The sequence below is a fragment of the Stenotrophomonas sp. AS012628 genome (assembly GCF_010608305.1).
In the GTDB taxonomy this organism is placed as follows: domain Bacteria; phylum Pseudomonadota; class Gammaproteobacteria; order Xanthomonadales; family Xanthomonadaceae; genus Stenotrophomonas; species Stenotrophomonas geniculata.
Map to the genome: position 1 here is coordinate 1 of NZ_VMBJ01000344.1, position 204 is coordinate 204.

The following is a 204-nucleotide window of genomic DNA, read 5'->3' on the forward strand; positions in this document are numbered from 1 at the left end:
GTGTAGCGGCCGGTGTCGATCTGGTCGCGCTGCACGCTCAGGCCATAGGTCAGGCGCGAGGTCTCGCTGATCGGGTAGCCGATGCTCATGCCGGCGCCCAGGCTGTTCACCGAGTAGCTGGCGACGTCGACGTCGAGTTCGTCGTAGTCGGTCTTCCGGTAGAAGGCGTTGTAGCCGAGGCTGACGCCGTCGACGGTCCAGTAG

General features: G+C 65.2%; 1 protein-coding gene. It reads right to left on the bottom strand.

What is annotated here, in order from left to right; genetic code table 11:
* On the bottom strand, positions 1-204 hold a 204-nt coding region (locus G5A07_RS22190), incomplete at both ends, for a BamA/TamA family outer membrane protein (RefSeq protein ID WP_191864069.1).